An 18,606-nucleotide genomic window follows, 5' to 3' on the forward strand; every position below is an offset into this window, starting at 1 on the left:
TCTTTTCCTCCAAAATCTGATTGCTTAACAGCCTTCAACTTTGCAAAACAAAGAGGTCAGTTAAATCGGTTTCCTTGTTACATGCATATTATAACACTTATAGCAGAAAATACTTATTAAATTTTTATAAACTTATGGCTGACACCTTCCGCAGGGAGAATAACCTTGTTCCAGAAGTTCTTCCCTGTTCCCTGAAAATTCTTTTTTATTTCGGGCTTTCATATCAGATACGCTGGAGCAGTCCGGTTTATGAAACTTATCTGTGTTTTCATTGATAATATAAGTCTCTCCCTTCTTGTCCTCTGCATCACTTGTCTCTCCTTTTTCCAGGACATCTGCATCACTGGCTTCCCGACTGTCCCCACGGCTGTAGTCAATTTCTATTCCCGGCTGTATATTATAAACATATACGTTAAAAGAAACGCCTCTTCCTTCATCCTCAACAGATTCTGCCTCCATCCATACACCGGATGCTACCAGATTATCTCCCTCAAACACCGGCGTGACCCGGTACATAACATGATTCTCGGTCTCCTTCACATAATCCGCAATCTCGTTTTCAAAAGGAAGCATCCCTTCTGTATTCATGTATCTTGTTCCTGTGATCAGATTTTTTTCATTGGCATTTTCTGCAGTAAGCTGATAGCCGATAAGATGACAACGGTTATAGAGATATTTTCCCTCTACAGTGTCATATTTTACAGTGTGCCATCCCGACGGTTTTATCTCTCCGATCCCTTCCCTCTCCTCTTCCGGCATAAGATCTGTACCCACACAGGCTTCGGCACTCTGGCACCGTCCCAGCTCATCCAGTTCGCTGTACGTTTCATAAGAATCTGTTGTCAGCTCTTCTTCTGAAAAATCCGGTTCTCCTTCATCCACCTCCACATAAGGTTCTCCTGTATATTCCGGCACTTCTTCCAAAGAGATTTCCTCTGATGATACCGAAGACACCGGAACGTTTTCCTGTTCTGCTCCTCCACTCTGTGCCTGACAGGCAGTCAAGCAAAAGCATAGGACTGCCAGGATCAGGCTAAGGAACTTTTTCTTCGAACGTTCCGGCAGGCTGCTCTGATTTTCTTTTATTTTTTCCTGATTATCCAAATGTCCGGTCAAGACGCCTCTCCAGCCCCTTTCCTGTCTGCACGCTTTCATCCAGGCTCTCCGCCATTTTTACGGCAAGGCCGACAGCTCCATCAAATCTCCTCTTCAGTTCCTGATTGCTCTCCCGGCATTTGGGATTATCAATGCGCTGATTCATCAACCCTTTTAAATAGGGATATTTCCCTGTCATCTTCATAGCTGTATTGATCAGAGCCTGTTTCCCAGGACCGCGGGTCGTAAAAAGTTTTTTTACCGTTCTCAAATCCTTCAGGGAGCGGAGAATTACTTTACTTGTCATATTTTCATAAAAAGGCCGAATAGCCTCTGCTGTTGCGATATCTACCGGCACAAGCTTAGCCATGGGATAGGAAAAGGGATCTCTTCCATCCAGACGCAGCAACATTTTTTCAAACTCTTCTTCAATCTCCAGATGCTGAACTCCGCTCTTTCCAATGTAAGTTTCCACGTAAGGATGACATTCACTGTCCAGAATATAATGGCAGAGAAATCCAAGAAGATATGCGTACTCTCTTGTCTTTCTTCCTCTTTTTCGCACAACCTTTACTGCGTGTTCAAAAAACGGATATGCTGAAATGGCATGAAGATGATTACCGTATTCTGAAACCTTATTAGGAAGGTACGGACGGTAAAAGAAAAAGAGATCTGGTCCCTGGAGACCGATTCTGAATTGTCTGTAATATCTTTTTACAATTTCCTTCAGCTCACCGTTCAGCCGGGCTGACACCTCTTTGCCAAAACGGTCATGTGCGTAAAATGCAGGCATATGCCCACCTCCTTTTTAACTTTATACCCCTGATTCTCAGTATACATCAGCTTTACTGATTATTCATCTTAATTTTCTCTAAACATTATTTTAATAAAGGCCTTTTACCGTGGGATAGCTTTTATAGAATAATCCGCTGCTATTATATCAATATTTTGTAGGCAGCACTACCAATTACCACAATTTTTAGTAATATTCGCAGTTTTACACAGGGCTAAAAGCAATTTTACACAGGGCTGTAAGCAAATTGGGACGTAACACTTTTAAAAAGTGTTACGTCCCAATTTGCTTACATTCTCTTCCGTAACAGCCAATGTTTCTGCTCTGTAACATGGCACCATAAATTCTTCTTCCTCTCCGACCAGTTCGTATTCTTCTGTAATCGTTTCGGAAAAGTTACCGCCTTCCGCCATCTGAACTGCGTATTCAGCTGCCTTTTCGGCCAGCTCTTCCGCCGGTATATAGATGGTCATTGTCTGTGTGCCCTCCCGGATCCGTCTGCAGGCGTCAGAATCTGCATTCTGTCCGATGACTGCCATCTCGCCTGTTCTTTGCTCGCTTTCCAGGATTTCAGCCGCCATGCCGGCCATACGGTCTGTTGCACATACAATTGCATCTGCCTGTTTTCCTGCATTTTGAAAAGCCTCTTCTACAGCATGCTTTTCATCTTCCCCGCTCCAGGAAGCGGCGCATCCTCTGTAAGCAATCTCCCAGGAGTTTCCCTCCAATTCCTCTTCCAGAGTATCTGCTGTATTCTGGCTGCTCCGGTCGTTCTCCGGCCCGCATACAAGCAGAATGCTTCCCCCTTCCGGAAGCTGATTTTTGATTTCATCGGCAATCTGTTCCCCTGCCATCCGGCTGTCTGCTGCCACAAAGAGATCTGTCTGTTCTCCCTGAACCAGGCGTTCGTAAGAAACTACCAGGATTCCCTGGTTTCTCGCATTACGGATTTCTGTTTCCAGGGCGCTGCTGTCCACAGCAGCGACAATAATTACATTGACGCTTTCATCTGTAAACTCCCTGATCTGCTCTTTTTGCGTTTCTACGTCCCCTTCGGCGCTCTGGATCTCCACCAGGGCTCCCAGCTTCTGAACCGTATCTTCCAAAACTGTCCGCTCTATTTCGCGGCGTTCCTGCTCCATGGAATCAAAAGATACACCAATTTTTACTTTTTCGTTTTCTTCTTCCTGCATATTTTCCTGTGCTTTTTCCTTTGCTGCCGCTGTTCCTTCCCCTGCTGCCGTACCGCTTTCTGTCTCATCAAACGACCTTGGGAAAGAACAGCCGCTAAAACTGACGACCGCAAAAGCAGAGATCAAAACTGCCGCAAAATATTTACACTTCATATCTTTTCCTCTTAGAATCTGCAGGCTGGGCCTCCGGCATTTTCTATTCACCGCCAAGCTTACTTGCCACAAACCATCCGGCAATAAAGGAGATGATTCCTGCCCCCAAAGTCATAACTGAAAAACCGCTCCAGTCTATCTTTAAAAGAATTGCAATAGGCGAAGCCACAATGAGGCCAATGATCGCATAATATGCGTGGATCTCCGCTTTCATGAAAATAAATTCAATCAACTTGGCAATCAGGAAAATTCCGAGAATTACACCGATACCAAATGGAATCAGGATACCGCACTGTACCAGAATACTGTTAATGTCAAAGGATAAAACCGCGTCGATAAATTTGTTAATAGTTCTTAAAATAGTATCATAATACCCTAAAAGCATAAGCATCATAGAGCCGCTGACTCCCGGAATTACCATCGTCGCCGCTGCAATGATCCCAACCAGAAGAAGCTTAATTACATTAATAAGGGTAAAACTTACATCTGCTTCCTTTCCTCCGGTTTCTCCCATAACAGCCATCAAAATAACAACAGCAAAAAATATCACCATAGGAATTATTTTTCCTACTGTGACGGAATGACCTTTTACTTTCTGAAAAATAAAAGGCAGGCTGCCGGCAATCAGTCCGCAGAATGCAAAGTTTGTTGGAATCGGGTAGTTCTCCAAAAGGAACTCAAATACCCTGGACAAAATCACGATAGCAAGCCCTGCACCGATAAAAATTGGCAGCAACAGTTTCATACTCTGCCGGAACTCACTTTTTAAATGTGTAATCGCGTGGATCAGCTTATCGTATAACCCCATGGCAACCATCATAGTCCCGCCGCTGACTCCCGGAATAATATTGGCAATTCCCACTACTATTCCCTGTAACACTGCTTTTAACATAAGTCTCTTCTCCTTATTTCTGCATATATTTTTTCAAAAATTCAAATAATTTCTGCATTTCTTCTTCTGTACCAATAGTAATCCGCAGGTACTGGCTGATCCGTTCACTGTCCCAGTGCCGTACATAAATTCCCTGCTCCTTCATGGCATCAAACATCTCTTTTGCATCATATTCAGGATGAGATGCAAAAATGAAATTTGCTTTTGAATCTGTGAAGGAAAATCCAAGATCTGCAAGTTCTTTTTTTGTCTTTTCCCTTGTATCTGTAATCTTTTTTACCGTATTTTCAAAATATTCCTGATCTTTTACCGCAGCCTCTCCACATACAAGAGCTACCTTGTTTAGCGTATAGGAATTGAAAGAATATTTTACATCGTTCAAATAACGGATCAGTTTCGGATTGCTGATAGCATAGCCGATCCGCATTCCCGCCATGGAGCGGGCCTTGGAAAAAGTCTGCGTCACTACCAGATTATCATAGCGCTCTATCAGTTCTATAGCGGATCTGCCGGCAAAATCAATATAGGCCTCATCCACGATCACAACAACATCCCGGTTATGTTCCAGAATATCTTCTATAAAATCCAACTCCTCATAAACAGCCGTCGGTGCATTTGGATTCGGGAAAATAACGCCGCCGTTCTCCCTGTAATAATCTTCCTTTACGATCCGGAACTCTTCATTCAGTTTCGGGCACTCATAAGGAATGCTGTACAGCTGAGCCCATACTTTATAAAAAGAATAGGTAATATCCGGGAAAAGGATTGGCTTTCCCGAGTTAAAAAAGGTCAAAAAGCACATTGCCAGTACATCATCTGACCCTACGCCTACAAATATCTGGTCTTCTCCTACTCCGTAACAATCTGCAAGAGCTTTTACAAGAATACTGCAGGAAGGATCCGGATAAAGCCGGAAATCCCCGGAGTCTACTTCTCCAAGCACCCTGTCCACTTCCGGAGAAGGCGGATAGGGGTTTTCGTTTGTATTCAGTTTGATCACCTTATTTTGGGGCTGTTCTCCCGGTACGTAAGGTGTGACTTTTCGGATGTTTTCTTCTAATCTGCTCATAGCTGTCCTCTTAAAAATACTCTTTTGCAAGCTCTTTAAACTTCGGAAGAGAATTTACAATCGTCTCATGAGCTACACAGTATGCCAGTCTCACATAGCCGGGGCAGGCAAAAGAGCTGCCCGGAACCATGAGAATATTATATTTCTTAGCCGCCGCACAAAATTCTTTTTCATCCTCTATGGGTGATTTCACAAACAGATAGAAAGCCCCTTCCGGTTTAATACAGGTAAAACCGCATTCTTTCAGACCTTCGTAGAGTGCTTCCCTGTTTCTGTTATAAAAAGAAATATCCGTCTTTTCATTAAGGCATTTTGCCACAACCTTCTGCTGCAGCGTCGGCGCATTGACAAATCCAAGAATACGCGTAGCTACATTGGCTGCAGACTGCACTTCTTCACTGTCTGTCACTTCATCGGGAATAACCAGATATCCGATCCGCTCTCCGGGAAGGGAAAGGGATTTACTGTAGGAATATCCCACAATGGTGTTGTCATAATACTTTGTCAGATAAGGTACTTCTGCTCCGTCATAGACAAGCTCTCTGTAAGGCTCGTCCGAGATCAGATAAATATCTGTTCCATATTCTTTCTGCTTTGCCTCCATAATAGCCGCCATTTTCTGAATGGTAGCTTCTGAATAGACCACTCCGGTAGGATTGTTCGGAGTATTGACAATGACCGCTTTCGTTTTTGGAGTGATTTTCTGTTCAAACTCCTGAAGTCTTGGCTGGAATGTCTCTGTATCAGGAGAAATTTCCACCAGCACGCCGTCATAGTTGTTTGTGTAGGAACGATATTCTCCAAAATAAGGAGCAAATGCAATGACTTCATCTCCCGGATTGAGCAGCGTTTTAAAAATAACGTTCAAACCGCCGGCTGCCCCCACTGTCATAATAATATTTCTCTCGCCAAAGGATGTCCCAAATCTTTCATTCAAAGAATCCGCCACTGCCTGCCGTACCTCCGGATAACCACTGTTACTGTTGGTATATCCATGAAGTGCAATGGGATCTTCACCTTCCACCAGCTCCACGATGGCTTTTTTTACAGCTTCCGGTGCCGGAACATTGGGATTGCCCAGACTGAAATCATATACATTTTCCGCTCCGTAAAGGGAAGCCAGGCGATTGCCCTCTTCAAACATTGCCCGGATAGCGGAACTGTTTGCCACCATACCTTTCATTTTATCTGCGATCATTCTATCTCCTCCTTACTGTACATCTGCCGGGCTTTTCTCTGTTACCAGCCCTTTCTCTACCATAAACACCGGCCGGTAGGAACGTTTCGCCTTCCTAAGGCCTTCCTCCCCGGTATCCTCTTCCCGGTTCACATATTTGTACTGCATACATTCATGCTCTACGAACTGCTGATTGATCATCGGATAGGCACCCTGAACATCCGGAAATGCCTTTTCAATATGCACAACAAATGTATCGGAACAGATTGGCTCTCCCATGGTAAATGCCACAATCTGGTTATCCACACGGAGAAGCCCTCCTTTTAATTCCAGCTCCTCAAAAAGCCGCAGGGAATTGAGCGTAACGCACATCTCTGAATTTTTTTCCGGATCATCGTTGCATCCGTTTTGATTTCTCCACTTCAAAGCCATTTGGAAACATTCTTCCACATTGTCTTTTGTAATCGGCTCATAGCTCCATCTTCCCTCGTATGTGGCTTTGAATTTATTAATGTGATTTCTTTTTCCGTGAAGTTTCTTACCGGAAAGTGTACAGAGCTTCTCCGACTCATATACATAGTCGGCCAGATCTTCATTGTACTCCACCTGGAATCTTCCCGGATACCAGTTCTCCAACTGTTCAAAATTATCTGGAGTCACATTATAAAGGCAGAATGCTTTGCCCCTTTCCTTACTGTACTGATCCAGCCTGTCAATGGCTTTCCTTACACAGTCCGCCTCACCTGCCGGATAGGCAAATGCAAGCCTGCCTTCGTCTTCGCTTTTAAAGACCAGTGTATCCTCAATAACTGCATACGTTACATTATAAAATCTCGCCCACAAGAAAACATTCACAAAAGTCCGTTCACAGCTTCGGCTTGTATGATGTTTAAAATAATGTGTGATAATCTCCTTATCTTCCAGCTGTGGACGTTTAAAATCATATTCCAGCATATTCTACCCTTCTTTTCCATTGTCTCCTGTCTGTTGTTCTCTGCTCCGGTTCTTTATTCTTCATTCATATTTGCCAGTTTTGCCGCCTGATCCGCTGCAATCAGACTGTCGATGATCTCGTCCAGATCCCCATTCATAACGCTGTCCAGTTTGTGCAGCGTCAGCTTGATACGATGATCCGTCACCCTTCCCTGGGGGAAGTTGTAAGTACGGATCTTCTCTGAACGGTCTCCGGTTCCGATCTGACTTCTTCTGGCTTCCGCTTCTGACGCCTGTTTCTTCTCCATTTCCAGATCATACAGCTTGGACCTAAGCAGCCTGAAAGCCTTTTCTTTATTTTGCAGCTGAGACTTTTCCGTCTGGCTGTAGATCACGATTCCGGTGGGATAGTGAGTCAGACGCACCGCAGAGTCTGTCGTATTGACGCACTGTCCTCCATTTCCGGACGCCCTCATAACGTCGATACGGATGTCCTTTTCGTCGATCACGATATCCACTTCCTCCGCTTCCGGCATAATGGCAACCGTGATCGTGGACGTATGGATACGTCCGCCGCTCTCCGTTTCCGGTACTCTCTGCACGCGGTGTACACCGCTTTCATATTTCAGGCGGGAGTATGCGCCCTGTCCTGTGATCATAAACACAACTTCTTTAAATCCGCCTATTCCATTCTCACTTACGGAAATCAGCTCTGTGCGCCATCTTCTGCTCTCTGCATAGTGGACATACATACGATAGATCTCTGCTGCAAAAAGAGCAGCCTCATCACCGCCTGCCCCGGCGCGGATCTCCACAATAACATTTTTATCATCATTAGGATCTTTAGGAAGAAGCAGAATCTTCAGCTCCTGCTCCAGACTCTCCACTCTCGCCTTGGAATCATTCAGCTCCTCTTTGGCAAGTTCCCTCATTTCTTCATCTGTTTCTTCTTCCAGCATAGCAAGGCTGTCCTCAATAGCCTGCTTGCATGCTTTGTATTCTTTATATGCCTCAACAATGGGAGTCAGATCATTCTGTTCTTTCATAAGTCTGCGGAAGCGTTCCTGGTTATCTGCTACTCCCGGCTCCTGCAGCTCACTCATAATTTCTTCATATCGAATGAGCAGATCCTCTAATTTGTCAAACATCTTTTCTCCTCCTACCTATTTTCACACTACGCTTTATTGTACCTTCCCATTACCACACGGTCAAGTCCCGCCAGATCCTTTTTTACAGTGACCAGGGTATACCCTGCCTCCTCCATAAGGTTCGAGACAGCCTCTTTCTGGTCCCATCCGATTTCAAAGAGCAGCCAGCCTTTCTCTGACAGATGCTCCCTTGCTTCCTCTATGATCCTCCGGTAAAAATACAGTCCGTCTTCTTTCCCGTCCAGAGCGATCCTCGGATCATAAAGCCGGACTTCATCCTGAAGCTCCTCGATTTCAGACGTCTGGATATAGGGAGGGTTGGACACGATCATATCATATGCGCCCTGTATATTTTCAAAAAGATCACTTTGGATAAAATGAACCCGCGCGCCCAGGCGGTCAGCATTTCCCTTAGCTGTTTTAAGAGCCTCCGGTGAAATATCACTTCCTTCGCACTCTATTTCCCATGCCGGTTCTCTTCCCTCAAGGATCATTTTGCTAAGGCTGATGATAATGCATCCGGATCCTGTGCACAGATCCAGGATCCGCATATGGTTCTCTGCTTTTTCCAAAGCAGTCTCCACAAGAATCTCTGTATCCTGCCGCGGAATGAGAACGTGGGGATTTACCCGGAAGGAAAACCCCATAAATTCCTGCTCTCCTGTAATATGCTGCAGCGGGATCCTCGAAGAGCGCCTGCGGATTGCTTCCATATAAAGAGAGCTTTCCTTTTCTGAAAGCTCCCTTTCCGGATCCAGATAATACCTGCTCCGTTCCACCTTTGCCGCATATTCCAACAAAATCCAGGCGTCCAGCTCCGGCTCCGGAACCTTTGCTTTCTTCAAACATTCCGTCCCTTCCTGAAGCGCACTTTTAAGAGTCAGACTCTGTTCCAAATGTTTCTGCTTCATACTTCCTCCAGTCAAAGACAGCCTCTACTGCCTGTATTGCCACTTCGATCATATTGTCATCCGGCTCCTTTGTCGTCATCTTCTGAATCCAAAGCCCCGGTCTGCTCAGAAAATTTATCAGCCAGTGATCTGAATTTCCTGCCAGTCTTAAAACTTCATAGGAAATGCCTGCTATTACGGGAAGAAGAGCAATTCTCACCACCACCCGCATAACAACAGAATCCACCTGGACAAGCAGAAGAAGAATGATGCTGATAGCCAGCACAAAGAACAGGAAACTGGTTCCGCACCGCTTATGCTGCCTGGAACTGATCCTGACATTTTCCACATTCAACGGAAGCCCGTGTTCAATGCAGTTGATGCATTTATGCTCTGCCCCATGGTACATAAACGTTCTCTGTATATCTTCCGTTTTGGAAATCAGCATAATATATATAAGAAAGATTCCAATTCTCACAAACCCTTCAATTACTGTTCTGATATGGTAGGACGGAATCAATGGCTTCAAAAGTCCGGAAAGAAAATAGGGCAGTATCATAAAAATGGCAACTGCCAGCACAATGGAAAATGCCATTACTCCGCGCATCATCCATTTTTCCTGTTGCTCTTTTTTCTCACTTTCTTCCTTAGTAAGGGGCTTTGTCTCCTCTTCTTCCTCAAAAAAGGAAGCCGAGTACATCAGTGTCCGCATTCCCAATACAAGGGAATCGATAAAATTGAAAATTCCACGGATAAACGGAATCCTTGCCAGGCGTCCCACCTTACCTGCCGCTCCGGTATAACGATCTTTGTGTACCTCTATCTCTCCGTTTGTCTTTCGGACAGCTACTGCATAGTCTTCTTTGTTTTTCATCATAATGCCTTCCAGCACTGCCTGACCGCCGATGTTCGATGATTTCATACCTTCCTCCTGCCGTTTCTCGTATATGCAGAACGGGTTGAGATTGTAAAAACCTCAACCCGTTTACCGTTTTTCTTATTTGTCCAATCCGTATTTCTTGTTGAACTTATCTACACGTCCGCGTGCCTGTGCAGCTTTCTGCTGACCTGTGTAGAATGGATGGCATTTGGAGCAGATTTCTACGTGGATATCCTCTTTTGTAGAGCCTGTCACAAATGTGTTTCCACAGTTACATGTCACTGTTGCCTGATGGTAAGCTGGATGTATTCCTTCTTTCATTTCGTTTCACCTCTTCTTTATTCTCGCTGCGTATATACGCATGGATTCTTTTCGTTTTCTAAACAGCTCTGTAATTATATCACAAAACTTTCTTCTTGTCTATATTATTTTTGTCTTTTTTACCATTTGAACAAGTTCCCTGTTTGTCTTTGTCCGGGAAAACATATTCAGGATATTGTCTACGGCCTCTTCCGCTCTCATACCGTTCAATGCGCGACGCATAGAATCCACAGCTTCCTGCTCTTCCTTTGTGAGAAGGAGGTCTTCACGCCTTGTCCCGGATTTCGGGATGTCGATAGCCGGGAACATTCTCTTCTCTGACAGTTTGCGGTCAAGAACAAGCTCCATATTTCCGGTTCCTTTAAATTCCTCGTAAATCACATCGTCCATCTTACTTCCGGTATCTACAAGAGCTGTTGCCAGGATTGTCAGGCTTCCTCCCTCCCGCATATTTCTTGCAGCGCCGAAAAACCGTTTGGGCATATGCAGAGCCGCAGGATCAAGTCCTCCTGAAAGCGTCCGCCCTGACGGCGGCACAGTGAGGTTGTAGGCTCTTGCAAGACGGGTAATACTGTCCAGAAGGATCATAACGTCTTTTCCGTGTTCTACCAGCCTCTTGGCCCGCTCGATCACCATCTCCGACACTCTTTTATGGTGATCCGGCAGCTCGTCAAAAGTAGAGTAAATGACCTCTACACTTTTTCCCTCAATGGTTTCCTTAATATCTGTTACTTCCTCCGGGCGCTCATCGATCAAAAGGATCAGAAGATGTACTTCCGGATTGTTTTTTCTGACAGAGAGTGCCACCTCTTTTAACAGAGTAGTCTTACCTGCCTTTGGAGGAGAAACGATCATACCTCTCTGCCCTTTTCCGATAGGAGACAGAAGATCCATGATCCGCATGGCTGTACTGCTTCTTCCGCTTTCCAGGGACAATCTTTCATTTGGGAAGATTGGGGTCAGATCTTCAAAATTGGGCCTTCTGGCTGCAACAGCCGGATGAATGCCGTTGATCTTGGACAGATACAAAAGAGCACTGAACTTTTCCTGCTGGGTCTTGATTCTTGTATTTCCCTCCAGAATATCTCCGGTCTTCAAATTAAAACGCCGGATCTGGGAAGGAGAAACATAGACATCATTTTCCCCCGGGAGGTAATTTTCACAGCGAATAAAGCCATATCCGTCTGGAAGCACTTCCAGAATACCGTTGGCTGTCACCCCGCTGTCCAGGCGGTCAATATCATGCAGCTCCCGGTCTCCGGTATTGGCTGACAGCTCTTTTGCATTCTCCTCTGTCAGTCTGACCTGTGCAGAATTGTTTTTTCTGAAGGACTCATTTTTATGCTGCTCGCCTCTGGACTCGTTTCTTACATCCTGCTTTGTTACAGTCCTTTTCTCTTCCGGTTTTTTTTCTTCTTCTTTCTTTTCCTCTTCCTTCTTTTCTTTTTCGTCTTCTTCTACCATGCGGTCGATAAGCTGTGCTTTTTTCATTGTGGAAATACCGCGCAGTCCCCTTGCTTTTGCCAGATCTTTTAACGTGGCAAGAGGCAGAGTCTCATATTTTTCTCGCATATACACTGATCCTTTCTTACTCAATTTTTAAATCGATTCGGGAATTTTCGTCTGACTTGACAACCTGAAATATAGAGCTATTATACTATATCTTTTTCCCTTTTTAAAGTCCTAATTTTATGAAACTATACAGGTATACGCAGGACAAGGAATCCTGATAAAAATATTGCACCTGTTTTCAAGGAATGGTATGATTATTAACAGTTCTAACAAGTCTATAAAAATCTATAAAAATAAGAAGAAGGTGGAATATAATGACGATACAGGAAAAAGCTTTAGAAATGCATAAACAGTGGAATGGAAAGATAGAAACCGCTGCCAAATCACACGTCCGTTCAAGGGAAGATCTCTCCATTGCTTATACGCCGGGCGTGTCCGAACCCTGCAAGGTAATCGCCGAAGATCCGGAAGCGGCATATACTTACACCATGAAATCCAATACGGTAGCAGTTGTTTCTGACGGAAGCGCCGTTCTGGGACTGGGAAATATCGGCGCTTTAGCCGCCATGCCTGTCATGGAAGGCAAGGCCGTCCTTTTCAAGGAATTTGGCGGCGTCAATGCAGTCCCTATCTGCCTTGATACACAGGATACGGATGAAATTATCCGCACAGTCGTCAATATCGCTCCGGCTTTCGGAGGCGTCAATCTGGAGGATATCAGTGCACCCAGATGTTTTGAAATTGAAGAACGGCTGAAGCAGCTTCTTAACATTCCCGTATTTCACGACGATCAGCACGGAACTGCTATTGTGGTGCTCGCAGGAATTATCAACGCTCTGAAAGTCACAGGAAAACACAAAGAGACCGTAAAGGTTGTCGTAAACGGAGCCGGAAGCGCCGGAGTTGCCATCACCAAGCTTCTCCTTCAGTATGGTTTCGCACATGTCACTATGTGCGATATCAACGGAATTATCAGCAAAGACTCTCCTGGCCTGAACTGGATGCAAAAACGGATGACAGAAGTCACCAATCTGGAGAATAAAACCGGCACTCTCGCCGACGCCCTGAAGGGTGCTGACATTTTTGTAGGAGTTTCCGCTCCCGGTATTGTATCAAAAGAAATGGTTGCTTCCATGAATCAGGATGCCATTCTCTTTGCCATGGCAAATCCTGTGCCGGAGATCATGCCGGATCTGGCAAAAGAAGCCGGTGCAAAGGTTGTCGGAACCGGCCGTTCCGATTTTCCAAATCAGGTAAATAATGTAGTCGCTTTTCCGGGTATTTTTAAAGGGGCTCTGGAGGGACGTGCCATTCAGATCACTGAGGAAATGAAGCTGGCGGCAGCTCTTGCCATTGCAGGGCTTGTGCCGGATGAAGAATTAAATGAAAACAACATCCTGCCGGAAGCTTTTGATCCTCGTGTGGCTGATGTCGTAAGCCGTGCAGTCCGAGACCACATTTAAAATCTGTATGGAAGATTTAAAACCTGTCTTCTGGGGAGAAAAGCGCTATCATTCCCTGGACTGGCATCTGAAGCATGTTTTCGGAGAAAAGCTGTATAAAATTTCCCTAAACGGACATATGAGCTGTCCGAACCGCGACGGAACGCTGGGAGATAGGGGTTGTATCTTCTGCAGTCAGGGCGGTTCAGGAGATTTCGCATCCGATCCCGGTCTTTCTGTAACCCGGCAGATTGAAACCGGGAAAAAACAGGCAGAAAAGAAATTTAAAGGCACAGGTTATATCGCTTATTTTCAGGCATACACCAACACTTATGCTCCCGTTTCTTATCTGCGCCGCATTTTTACAGAAGCAATCCTTCATCCCGATATACGGGTCTTGTCCATTGCCACCAGGCCGGACTGTCTGGAACCGCCTGTACTTCAGCTTCTTGAGGAGCTAAGCCGGATCAAACCCGTCTGGGTTGAGCTTGGCCTTCAGACCATACATGAGAAAAGCGCCAAGTTTATCCGGCGGGGTTATCCCCTTTCTGTTTTTGAGGATGCGGTAATGCAGCTTCGCGCACTTGATATTCCTGTCATCGTCCACACAATTCTCTTCCTTCCGGGAGAGACTCACGAACAGATGTATGAAACCATTTGTTATTTGAACAACACAGATATCCAGGGAATCAAACTTCAGCTGCTACATGTGCTGAAGCATACGGATCTTGCGGACTACTACAAAGAGCATCCGTTTCATATCCCTGACATGGAGGAATACATTCATGTGGCAGGTCAGTGCCTTTCTCTTTTAAGACCGGACATTGTCATCCACCGGCTGACCGGCGACGGGCCGAAACCGCTGCTCATCGCACCTCTTTGGACAGGAAATAAAAGGCTTGTATTGAATCAGATGCAGGCATATCTGAAATGCCAGAATATCTGGCAGGGAAGGAGTTATGATTCATGGCAGAACCATTTACATTATACAAACTGATCATCTTGTACATGCTGGAGAAAGTAGATTTTCCTCTGACTAATTCACAGATTTCTGAATTTATTCTCGATAAAGGCTATACCACTTATTTCAAGCTGCAAAGAGCCATTGCCGAGCTTAACGAATCCGGATTCATCCGGGAGGAGTCTACTCACAGCAGAACCTTCTACCACCTCACGGAAGAAGGGGCTGAAACCATACAGTATTTCCGCAATAAGATTTCTCCGGCCATCCAGTCCGACATTGATGAATTTTTAAAGGAAAAACATTACGAACTGAAAAACGAAGTCTCTGTCAAGGCGGACTACTTCCCCAATGGCAATATGGAATATTCCGTCCGCTGTCAGGTAATGGAAAACCAGTTTCCTCTTATCGATCTGACCATTACCGTTCCGTCGGAAGCGGAAGCCCAGACAGTAGCTAACAACTGGAACAAAAAAAATCAGGAGGTTTATGCTCTCATTATGCAAAACCTCCTGTAAACAGAACTTTTTTTATTTTAATTCCTGAGTGCGGTACAACTGAGCATATTTGCCGCCTTTGCGCATCAGCTCCTCGTGTGTACCGCTCTCCTGTATTTTTCCTTCATCTATAAGCACAATTCTGTCTGCATTTCTCACTGTAGCAAGACGATGGGCGATCACAAGAGTGGTACGCCCTTTTGTCAGCTCATCGAAGCTTTCCTGGATCTTACTCTCCGTAATGGTATCCAGCGCGGAAGTCGCTTCATCCAGAATCAGGATCTTCGGATTTTTCAGGAAGATCCGGGCAATAGCGATCCTCTGCTTCTGCCCTCCCGACAGCATCGTTCCCCGTTCTCCAATGTAAGTATTAAACTGATCCGGCATCTCCATAATATCATCGAAAATTTCCGCTTCTTTCGCCGCCTTCACGACCTCTGCATAGGAGGCATCCGGTTTCCCGTATCTGATATTTTCCAGGATAGTGTCCGCAAACATGAAAACATCCTGCTGGACAATTCCGATATTATCCCTAAGCGAACGCTTTTTCACACTGCGGATATCTGTGCCGTCGATCCGGATGCTTCCTTCTGTGACATCATAAAATCTTGGTACAAGCTGGCACAAAGTGGTCTTCCCTCCTCCGGAATGGCCTACTACAGCCACCTTCTGTCCCGGCTCAATGTGAAGTGTCACATGGGTCAGCACTTCTGTATGCTCATCGTAGGAAAAGCTGACATCATCAATATCGATCTGCCCTTCTTTTACCTCCATATCTTTCGCATCTTCCCGTTCCTTTACCGCCGGCTGGATACGCATGATCTCATCAAACCGTTTCAGCCCTGCCGTTCCATTTGTAAAAATTTCCGCAAAATTGGAAAGTTTTCGGATCGGGGTAATGAACGTACTGATATAAAGATTAAAAGTAATAAGATCTACATAGTTCATTCTGCCCTGCATGATCTGCCATCCTCCAAACGTGATGACAGCCACCGGCATAATACACATAAAAAACTCCAAAGAGGCGTTAAACCTTCCCATGGCTTTGTAGTAAATCCCCTTTGAGTTCTTAAACCGGTCATTGGATTTTTCAAATCTCTCCTGATCCACTTCCTCATTGGCAAACGCCTTGGAAGTCCTCATCCCGGAAATACAGGATTCTATATCCGCATTAATAGCAGCCATTTTCTCCTTCACTTTGACCGACGCATCCGCCATGCTCCTTCTGCATACCATGACAACCAAAAGGAAGATGGGAATAATAATCGCCACTACAAGGGCCAGCCGCCACTCAATGGAAAACATGAATCCAAGAGCCCCCACAATCGTAAGGACAGAGATCAGAAGATCTTCCGGGCCGTGATGGGCAAGCTCGGTAATCTCAAAGAGATCCCCGGTCAGCCGGTTCATCAGTTTTCCGGTACGGTTCACATCATAAAACTCAAAGTCCAGATCCTGCAGATGGCAAAACAGCGCTTCCCGGATGTCAGCCTCCACCCGCACACCAAAGGTATGCCCCCAGTAGGTCATAATATAATTACACACTGAGCGAAGCACATAACTGACCGCCACAATGGCCATTACCGTAAAAAATGTCTGATACATTTTATCCGGCAGCATCTCATACATGGCATTTCTTGATACCAGCGGAAATGCAAGATCAATAGCCGCCACAAGGACAGCACAGCACATATCCAGTATAAAGATTCCCCGGTGGGGTTTGAAAAAGGAAAATAAAGTACGAAACATTTTCCGTTCCTCTTTCTAGTCAAACAGCGGTGTGGAGAAGTATCTCTCCGCGGTATCTGCCAGAACAGTTACCACTGTTTTGCCTTTTCCCAGCTCCCTTGCCATCCGTTTTGCCACAGCCACATTGGTGCCTCCGGAAATTCCGCACATAAGCCCTTCTTTGGCAGCAAGCTCTTTTGCTGTTTCGAGCGCCTCTTCATCTGTAACAATCTCAATCCGGTTGTATATATTCTGATTTAAAATTGCCGGGATCACTCCATCGCCAATTCCCATCTGAATGTGGGTGCCAATCTCTTTTCCTGACAAAATAGCCGCATTTTCCGGCTCTGCTGCCCAGATTTCCATATCCGGATTTTCCGCTTTTAATGCTTCTCCGATTCCTGTAATGGTACCGCCGGTTCCGATTCCCGAACAGAATCCATGAATAGGCCTCGCCACCTGCTCAAGGATTTCCTTTCCTGTCTGTTCTCTGTGAATCTCCGAGTTGGCTTCATTTTCAAATTGCTGGGGCACATATACATTGGGATCCTCTTTTGCCATTTTAAGAGCTGTCTGGAGACATTCTTCAATACAATCTCCAATGTTTCCCGCATCATGGATCAGCTTTACTTCTGCTCCGTAATGGCTTACCAGCTTCCTTCTCTCCTCGCTGACAGAATCCGGCATAATAATAATCGTCCTATACCCCTTCACTGCTCCGATCAGAGCCAGACCAATTCCCTGGTTGCCGCTGGTAGGTTCCACAATTGTAGTTTTCCCCGGCTGGATCAGCCCTTTCTCCTCTGCTGTCTCGATCATATGCAGAGCGGTCCTTGTCTTAATAGATCCCCCTGCATTCATTGCTTCAAATTTTACCAGAATTTCTGCGTCATCAGATCCTGTCATATGATTCAGACGGATCAATGGCGTATTTCCCACTGCTTCTAAAATATTGTTGTACACCATTTTTCTCTTCCTTTCTCTTTTCAGTATTAATATATGTAGCTTACCCTTTTGCGTCTTCTTTTTTCTTCCGGGCAATCTGCAGGGGAACATTTACCCCCATGGGATTTACCATAACTCCTTTTGCTTCCGGTGCAAGGATCTCGCCCAGTTTTGCAAATTCCACTACTGCAGCCTGAAACCGCTTTTCCCGGTTAAATTTTGCAAACTCTGCCGCATCTGTAAAAACAGGCTGGAATATTGTCCCATCCTTTTGCTTCATAACCGGAAGTCCTTTTTGTGGCTCCACCGGCACAATATAGCGTCCTTTCTGGAAATCCGCCAGCATTTCTTCCTGCAGTTCTTTGACAGCCTCCTCCTTTGCCGCATTTGGATCCCGCCGTACCGCCTGCATCAGATAGAGGGCCGTAAGATGAAATTCCGGATTTTCCACGTGCACCTGACCTTCCGGAAGTTTGTCCGCCTGAGGTCTTTTCACAAACTCGTCCAGCTGTATCCTTGTCTCTCCCTCCAGTCCTCTGCTGACAAACAGGGCATTGACGCCCATGGCAAAAAGGCTGGAATAAAAGGCAAGAAGTTGTTTATTCTCCACCTTCACAATACTGACAAGTTCTTTGTTTTCCAGCAGTTTTTTTGCCTCCTGCTTTGCCTCTTCCTCTGTCCAGAATATCAGGACCTGATCATCGTATGTATCCGGATCACAGGATACGTAAGGCATTTTTGTAAATCCGGACATAAGAACATAAAGCTCCGATGCCATCCTAAGCTTCGTCAGAGCTTCCTGCTTTTTTACACCGTTATTCTGATTACTGTTATTTTGTGCCATGTATATTTTCCTTTCTTTCCTTAAACAATCCTTTTTCTATCATACATCATTTATCCGCCAAATGGAATACAATGCAAAATAAAAATTCCTGCAGACGGCACTGTTTTCAGTGCTGCGCCGCTGCAGGAATTTT

General features: G+C 45.3%; 18 protein-coding genes. 3 read left to right on the forward strand and 15 right to left on the reverse strand.

The annotated features are described in order from the left end of the window. Positions 1–132: 132 nt before the first annotated feature. The 12 genes from R2J37_RS10965 to rho all read right to left on the reverse strand — a co-directional run bounded on the left by R2J37_RS10965 (position 133) and on the right by rho (position 12,116). Positions 133–1,155: a DNA/RNA non-specific endonuclease gene (locus tag R2J37_RS10965; protein WP_316264999.1), complete on the reverse strand. Its 1,023-nt coding sequence runs from the start codon at positions 1,153–1,155 to the stop codon at positions 133–135. Then, a complete protein-coding gene (locus R2J37_RS10970; protein ID WP_316265000.1) occupies positions 1,097–1,888 on the reverse strand; it encodes a zinc dependent phospholipase C family protein in 792 nt (263 codons plus the stop codon). The genes R2J37_RS10965 and R2J37_RS10970 overlap by 59 nt, the downstream gene beginning before the upstream one ends. Before the next feature lie 263 nt (positions 1,889–2,151). Beyond that, positions 2,152–3,234 carry a substrate-binding domain-containing protein gene (locus R2J37_RS10975; protein WP_316265002.1) on the reverse strand — a complete coding sequence of 361 codons (1,083 nt, stop codon included), beginning with the start codon at positions 3,232–3,234 and terminating at the stop codon, positions 2,152–2,154. A 43-nt stretch (positions 3,235–3,277) separates the two neighbouring features. Beyond that, a complete protein-coding gene (locus tag R2J37_RS10980; RefSeq protein ID WP_230105647.1) occupies positions 3,278–4,126 on the reverse strand; it encodes a DUF368 domain-containing protein in 849 nt (282 codons plus the stop codon). A gap of 13 nt (positions 4,127–4,139) precedes the next feature. Further along, positions 4,140–5,195 carry a histidinol-phosphate transaminase gene (hisC, locus tag R2J37_RS10985; RefSeq protein ID WP_230105646.1) on the reverse strand — a complete coding sequence of 352 codons (1,056 nt, stop codon included), beginning with the start codon at positions 5,193–5,195 and terminating at the stop codon, positions 4,140–4,142. 10 nt (positions 5,196–5,205) lie between these two features. Next, complete coding sequence (locus tag R2J37_RS10990) at positions 5,206–6,393, reverse strand: pyridoxal phosphate-dependent aminotransferase (protein WP_230105645.1); 1,188 nt, start codon at positions 6,391–6,393, stop codon at positions 5,206–5,208. Between the two features lie 12 nt (positions 6,394–6,405). After that, positions 6,406–7,326, reverse strand: coding sequence for a DUF2156 domain-containing protein (locus tag R2J37_RS10995; protein WP_316265005.1), 921 nt, complete (start codon positions 7,324–7,326; stop codon positions 6,406–6,408). Positions 7,327–7,379: 53 nt separating this feature from the next. Then, the gene (prfA, locus tag R2J37_RS11000; RefSeq protein WP_230105643.1) at positions 7,380–8,453 is read right to left on the reverse strand and encodes a peptide chain release factor 1; all 1,074 of its coding nucleotides are present in this window, start codon (positions 8,451–8,453) and stop codon (positions 7,380–7,382) included. Positions 8,454–8,479: 26 nt separating this feature from the next. Then, entirely contained in the window at positions 8,480–9,337 is an 858-nt protein-coding gene (gene prmC, locus R2J37_RS11005; protein ID WP_416386683.1) for a peptide chain release factor N(5)-glutamine methyltransferase, read from the reverse strand. Beyond that, complete coding sequence (locus R2J37_RS11010; RefSeq protein ID WP_230105641.1) at positions 9,327–10,265, reverse strand: DUF1385 domain-containing protein; 939 nt, start codon at positions 10,263–10,265, stop codon at positions 9,327–9,329. Before R2J37_RS11010 ends, prmC begins: the two co-directional genes overlap by 11 nt. Before the next feature lie 75 nt (positions 10,266–10,340). Next, positions 10,341–10,544 (reverse strand): 50S ribosomal protein L31, encoded by a 204-nt coding sequence (gene rpmE / locus R2J37_RS11015; RefSeq protein WP_230105640.1) that lies wholly within the window; start codon positions 10,542–10,544, stop codon positions 10,341–10,343. Between the two features lie 99 nt (positions 10,545–10,643). Then, positions 10,644–12,116, reverse strand: coding sequence for a transcription termination factor Rho (gene rho, locus R2J37_RS11020; RefSeq protein ID WP_316265009.1), 1,473 nt, complete (start codon positions 12,114–12,116; stop codon positions 10,644–10,646). A 254-nt stretch (positions 12,117–12,370) separates the two neighbouring features. On the opposite strand from rho, the gene R2J37_RS11025 reads away from it, so the two are divergent. Genes R2J37_RS11025 through R2J37_RS11035 form a run of 3 tightly spaced genes read left to right on the forward strand, consistent with a single transcriptional unit; the run spans position 12,371 to position 14,977 of the window. Beyond that, positions 12,371–13,519 carry an NAD(P)-dependent malic enzyme gene (locus R2J37_RS11025; RefSeq protein WP_316265011.1) on the forward strand — a complete coding sequence of 383 codons (1,149 nt, stop codon included), beginning with the start codon at positions 12,371–12,373 and terminating at the stop codon, positions 13,517–13,519. A 7-nt stretch (positions 13,520–13,526) separates the two neighbouring features. After that, the gene (gene mnmL / locus R2J37_RS11030) at positions 13,527–14,495 is read left to right on the forward strand and encodes a tRNA modification radical SAM protein MnmL/YtqA (RefSeq protein WP_316265013.1); all 969 of its coding nucleotides are present in this window, start codon (positions 13,527–13,529) and stop codon (positions 14,493–14,495) included. Next, positions 14,465–14,977: a DUF4364 family protein gene (locus tag R2J37_RS11035; protein ID WP_230105636.1), complete on the forward strand. Its 513-nt coding sequence runs from the start codon at positions 14,465–14,467 to the stop codon at positions 14,975–14,977. Before mnmL ends, R2J37_RS11035 begins: the two co-directional genes overlap by 31 nt. 12 nt (positions 14,978–14,989) lie before the next feature. Here the strand turns inward: R2J37_RS11035 and R2J37_RS11040 are convergent, their stop codons facing one another. The 3 genes from R2J37_RS11040 to R2J37_RS11050 are packed head-to-tail and all read right to left on the reverse strand — an operon-like array spanning position 14,990 to position 18,473. After that, positions 14,990–16,705 carry an ABC transporter ATP-binding protein gene (locus R2J37_RS11040; RefSeq protein WP_256194965.1) on the reverse strand — a complete coding sequence of 572 codons (1,716 nt, stop codon included), beginning with the start codon at positions 16,703–16,705 and terminating at the stop codon, positions 14,990–14,992. Between the two features lie 15 nt (positions 16,706–16,720). Beyond that, positions 16,721–17,650: a cysteine synthase A gene (cysK, locus tag R2J37_RS11045; RefSeq protein ID WP_316265016.1), complete on the reverse strand. Its 930-nt coding sequence runs from the start codon at positions 17,648–17,650 to the stop codon at positions 16,721–16,723. A 40-nt stretch (positions 17,651–17,690) separates the two neighbouring features. Then, complete coding sequence (locus R2J37_RS11050; protein ID WP_256194969.1) at positions 17,691–18,473, reverse strand: SseB family protein; 783 nt, start codon at positions 18,471–18,473, stop codon at positions 17,691–17,693. Positions 18,474–18,606: the final 133 nt, after the last annotated feature.

Source organism: Claveliimonas bilis (assembly GCF_030296775.1).
Taxonomy (GTDB): Bacteria; Bacillota; Clostridia; order Lachnospirales; family Lachnospiraceae; genus Claveliimonas; species Claveliimonas bilis.